At 64.0% G+C, this 4,926-nt stretch carries 6 protein-coding genes; 5 read left to right on the top strand and 1 reads right to left on the bottom strand.

Annotation, left to right across the window (positions count from 1 at the left end; translation table 11 throughout):
- On the top strand, positions 1 to 1,772 hold a 1,772-nt coding region (locus tag ABSG20_RS29930), incomplete at its 5' end, for a methyl-accepting chemotaxis protein (protein WP_423868068.1).
- A 318-nt stretch (positions 1,773 to 2,090) separates the two neighbouring features.
- On the opposite strand, the gene ABSG20_RS29925 is transcribed toward ABSG20_RS29930, so the two are convergent.
- Positions 2,091 to 2,318 (bottom strand): hypothetical protein, encoded by a 228-nt coding sequence (locus ABSG20_RS29925; RefSeq protein WP_423868067.1) that lies wholly within the window; start codon positions 2,316 to 2,318, stop codon positions 2,091 to 2,093.
- On the opposite strand from ABSG20_RS29925, the gene ABSG20_RS29920 reads away from it, so the two are divergent.
- The 4 genes from ABSG20_RS29920 to ABSG20_RS29905 form a co-directional block, all read left to right on the top strand.
- Complete coding sequence (locus tag ABSG20_RS29920; protein ID WP_423868066.1) at positions 2,317 to 2,472, top strand: hypothetical protein; 156 nt, start codon at positions 2,317 to 2,319, stop codon at positions 2,470 to 2,472. The two genes, ABSG20_RS29925 and ABSG20_RS29920, sit on opposite strands and share 2 nt — an antisense overlap.
- Before the next feature lie 9 nt (positions 2,473 to 2,481).
- Entirely contained in the window at positions 2,482 to 3,597 is a 1,116-nt protein-coding gene (locus ABSG20_RS29915) for an acyl-CoA dehydrogenase family protein (protein ID WP_423868069.1), read from the top strand.
- Entirely contained in the window at positions 3,594 to 4,334 is a 741-nt protein-coding gene (locus ABSG20_RS29910) for a PIG-L deacetylase family protein (protein ID WP_423868065.1), read from the top strand. The genes ABSG20_RS29915 and ABSG20_RS29910 overlap by 4 nt, the downstream gene beginning before the upstream one ends.
- On the top strand, positions 4,331 to 4,926 hold a 596-nt coding region (locus ABSG20_RS29905), incomplete at its 3' end, for an SAM-dependent methyltransferase (RefSeq protein ID WP_423868064.1). The genes ABSG20_RS29910 and ABSG20_RS29905, both read left to right, overlap by 4 nt.

The following is a 4,926-nucleotide window of genomic DNA, read 5'->3' as shown; positions in this document are numbered from 1 at the left end:
TTCAAGACTTCTTTGCCAACGCCGACGATCTGATCCGCGAACGGCGCGCGCTCGGGCAACGGGCGGCCGCCATTCGCGATGGTCTGGTGGCGCTTGGAGCGACTTCGGCGTCCGACCAGACTCTCGACACTTACCTGGAACCGCTGCAGCGGGACGCGCAGGCCACCCTGCTCACGGTTCTCGATCCGTCCGGCTCCTCCGAACAGAGCCTGTCCGGCCTCGTCGATGTGGCGGGTCCCGCGACCGGCAGGCTTGCGCAGCTCGCGATGTCCGGGCGGTCGAGAAGCGGCGGCGATGCGACGTCGCAGCCCGGGGACGCCGCGCCGCGAAGATTCACCGGTGCGTCGCAAACCGCTTCCAATTCGGCGGCGGCCATCGACACGCGGCTGCTGCTGGTTTCCAAGAAGGCCGAAGAGGTGGCCAAGTCGCTGCCCGCCGGCAACCCCGCCGCGGACGGCCTCACGCGGATCCTGGTCGTCACCGCCATCGTGCTGATCGCGGGCACGCTTCTGACCGGCTTCACCACGCGATGGGTGGGCGGTCCGCTCGATACCATCTCGGCGGCCATGGCTCGCCTGGCGGGGGGCGGTGGCGCGGTCGAAATACCCGATATGAAGGGGACGGATCAGCTCAGCACCATGGCGGCAGCCCTCAAGGTGTTGAAGCAGAATGCCGACCGGATTGCGGCACTGGCGACAGCCATGACGCGGATCGCCGGCGGCGACCGATCGGTCGAGATTCCGGAGTTGCAAGGTGCCGGCGAGATCGGCGCGATGGCGCGTAGTGTCCAGGAGTTCAAGCAGAAGTCCGACCGCAGCGAAGACGGATCGCTGACCAGCGTGAAGATTCGGAGTATTGCCGGCGTCGTCGCCAGGGCGGCCGGAGGCGATCTCACGGCCCGGGTGGCGGTTGACGGAGTCGCCGGTCCGCTCAAGGAGTTTGGCGACCAGATCAACCTTCTGCTCGATAATTCGAGTACTGCCGTCAAGGAGCTGGCGGAATATGTGCGTGGCGTGGTGGTTTCGCTTTCCGAGACGCGCGCGGCGGCGGACAAGGTTTCGGCTGGATCAAAGGTTCAGACCGATACGGCAGCGAACGTTGCGGCCGACCTTGCCCAATCGGTGATCGCTCTCAAGAATATGTGCGCGACCGTGGCGCTCGCCAAGGGCGTGGCCGGCAATATGTCCGAACTCTGCGAACAAGGCCTCGTCGCGGTTGATCGACTCGCGGCCCTGGTCGAGCAGATATTCTGGAGCAGCCGGAGCATCAACGAAAAATCGCGCGTCATCGCCGAGATCGCCAGCCGCACCCAGTTCCTGTGCCTCAATGCCTCGATCGAGGCAGCTCGCCTGGGCGAGCAAGGCAAGAGCTTCGCTGTGGTGACCCAGGAGGTCGGCAAGCTGGCCGAGAGCGCCAGTCAAAATTCCAAGCAGCTGGCTGCACTTGTGGAGCAGGAAAGTTCAGCCTTGGCAGATGGCAAGGCCACGACGGATTTGGTGTGCCGCTCCATCAAGGATCTCATCGACCAGTCGCATCGGAGCACCGATATCATCGACTCATCGGCAGCCGGGCTCGACGATTTATCGGCGCGAGTCAGTCGGTTGGAAAGCCAGGTTGCTCAATTACGCGGCGGAGCCAACCAGAGTGCGGGCGCAACCAAGGACATCACGGTTGCGATCGACTGGATCGAGAAATCAGCGGAAGCCGCGCGGTCGCGGATTGCCAGTCTGAGGCTGGATGATTGGCAGGGTGCGAGAATCGCCGGCGCATGATCCCCGCGAGCAGCCGGGATCATGCTATTCGATCGCATATAGAAACGGTGACAGTGCACTTAAAGCCGGGCCAATTAAATGCAACTGTCAAACTTATTTGCTACTCCATCCCGTGTGCCGCGCTATGGAAAAGACAGGCGAATTCGGCGTCTGCCGATGATGCCGGGGCGCTCAGGCGAAGCTCACGAGCGCGAGACGGTATAGGGGTGCAATAATGCATCCCAAGGAACGCTTTGACGGTGGCTCGGCAGTCCGGCGGCTCGCGGATTAACCTCCTGCTCGATGCGGCGTCCGGGGGGCATCGAGCCACAAGCGCCATCAACGCCTGCGGAAATAAAGCTTCACCTCGGCCAGCGCCGCCGCTCTCGTCCTGAACAATCTTCCCGCAAAACTCTTCATCGGGCTCCAGCGCGGACCTTGGGGTGCAATGCGGCAGCGGCCTTCATCGTCTTCCAGGATGCGTCCAATGATTTCATCGTGGTCCACCCACCTCAGCCACCACACCCCAATGTCAAGATTGTCCGGTTGAAGTTTGATCCGAGCCATGGGCGTTCATGATTTCGATGATCCGCTGCTGCGCAAAAATAACTGGCTTCGCGAAGCATTTGTTCCGTCGGTTCAGGTGATTCGCCGGAACCTTGCCCGGGGGAACGGACTTCAAGCATTGAGCAGTTATGCTCTTGAACGTCTAACCCTGTGAGTATCCGTCATTCTTGCACCATCCCACATTCAGCGCCTGATCGAGCGGGCGCGGCAGTTTTCGGCGCTGGCGTTCGAGGCGGCGTCCAAGGCCGATGAGCTCGCTGCGATCGATCCAAACCTGTGGTCGGAATTTCATCGTTCCGGCTTGGCGATGGCGGCGTTTCCCGAGGCCCTTGACGGCGCCGGGCTGTGCGAGAGCAGCCATCAAGCCGACCTTTGCACCGTGCTTCGCCTGCTCGGGGCCGGTGATCTGTCGATCGCCCGCCTGTTCGAGGGCCACGTCAACGCCATTTCCCTGGTCACCCGTTATGGTACGAAAACGCAGCTGCGTTCGCTTGCTGCCGCGGTCGCGCGTGGCGCACTGTCCGCGGTCTGGGGGGCGGACGATGCCGCCGGGTTGAAGATCCGGGGCGAGGCTTACCCTTCGGTGCTCGAGGGGCGAAAAATCCTCGCCTCCGGAGCGGGCTTGGTGACGCGGCCTCTGGTCACGGCGGAGGGCTCGAGCGGCCAGCTGATGTGCCTTCTGAAGCTTGCCGCCGAGCACCCCGCCGATCTCAGCCAGTGGCAAGCCCAGGGCATGCGGTCCACGGCCACAGGCACGGTCGAACTCACAGGCGTCGTCATCACCGCCGAGGAAATGATCGGGGATGCCGGCGATTTCATGCGCCAGCCGTTTTTCTCCGGCGGGGCCTGGCGTTTCTGCGCCGCCCAGCTCGGGGCGGTGGAATGTCTCGTCGACCTGTTCCGCGGCCATCTCGTGGCACGCGGCAGAGCTCAGGATCCCTACCAGCTCCAGCGCGTCGCTCGTTGCGCCGCATCCGCCCGAACCGCACGCTTCTGGGTCGAAGAAGCCGCCCGCCGGTTTTCCGCCCAGGAAGAGGATGACGACGCCACGGTCGCATTTGCAAATCTGACCCGCACGGTCGTGGAGCGATCCGCGCTGGATGTGATGGAAATAGTGCAGCGGGGCGTCGGGCTTTCGTCCTTCATCAGGCCCAACCCGATCGAGCGGATCGCCAGGGACCTCGCCACCTACCTGCGACAGCCGGTTCCAGATCGGGCGATGAGCGACGCCGCCCGCGCCGTGCTGGATTCGCCCTTGCCGATCGGAGAATTTTGTTGAATGCCCGCAACTATCTCGACTTGCTCCGGCAGATGCCGATAGGTTCGGTCGACGACCTCACCGCCGGGCAGCCGTTCGTGGTGCTGGCGCCGCATCCTGACGACGAGGCGCTGGGAACAGGCGGACTGATAGCGGCCGCCTGCGAGGCAGGTCAGGCCGCGGCAGTCGTGGTCATCACCGATGGCTCGGGGTCGCATCCGCGCTCACAGCTTTATCCGCGGCAGCGGCTGATCGACCTCAGGCGTCGCGAAGTCGAGCGGGCCGGGGCGTTGCTCGGATTGGCGCCCGGCCAGGTCAGTCACCTCGGGCTTCCGGACACAAGGGCGCCCAAGGAGGGTCCCGCGTTCGATGCCGCGATCTCAGCCATCACGGCGATCGTTCGGCAGGCCGGCGCGCGGTCCTTGTTCACGACGTGGCCGGGCGATCCGCATTGCGATCACGAAGCCGCCGCCCTGATGGCGCTCGCCGTGGCGCGGCGCCTGCCCGAACTCAGGCTTTGGGCCTATCCCGTCTGGGGTTGGCACCTGGACCCGCTGCTGCCGGTCGAGCGCCCGCGGCCGCGGGGTTTTCGCATCGATATATCGCGCCATCAGGTCAGGAAGCATGCGGCGCTCGCCGCCCATGTCTCCCAAATGACAGATCTGGTCAGTGATGACCCGGACGGGTTTCGCTTCAGCGCTGCGACGCTTGAGCCCTTTCTCGGACCCTTCGAATATTTCGTCGAGATGGCGCGATGAGCCGGAAAACGACCACCCTTACGTCGGACTATTTTGAGGACAAGTACCTCGGCGACATCGACCCCTTGAATTTCCGCAGCAGCGACTACGAGCGGAACAAGTATGCGGCCACGGTCGCAGCGCTCGGAAAACAAAGATACCGGAGCGCCCTCGAGATCGGCTGTTCGATCGGGGTGCTGACCGGCTTATTGGCCTCGCGATCCCAGGAGATCACGGCGATCGATGCCTCGGCGACGGCGATCGCGGCGGCGCGGCAAAGCGGGATTGCCAACGCTTTGTTCATCACCGGCTCGGTGCCGCGCGATTTCCCGCCGGGCCGCTTCGATCTGATCGTTCTTTCGGAAGTCCTTTACTACTTCGTCGCCGGCGACCTCGCCCGCGTCGCCGAACGTTGCGGCGAGGCGCTTCAGTCCGACGGCGAGATCGTGTTGTGCCATTGGCTGGGCGAAACCGATTATCCCCTGACCGGCGAGGCCGCGAGCGAGATCTTCGCGCGCCACATCTCTAGACGATTGCCGGTTCGGACGATCGTTCGCGATGATGTCTACCGGCTGGAACGATTTTCGCGCCAGGCGGGGGTGGGGGGTGGTGC

Source organism: Bradyrhizobium sp., from assembly GCF_049512235.1.
Taxonomy (GTDB): domain Bacteria; phylum Pseudomonadota; class Alphaproteobacteria; order Rhizobiales; family Xanthobacteraceae; genus Bradyrhizobium.
The sequence above is the reverse complement of the archived record's forward strand: the minus strand, read 5'-3'. Positions and strand labels throughout refer to the sequence as shown.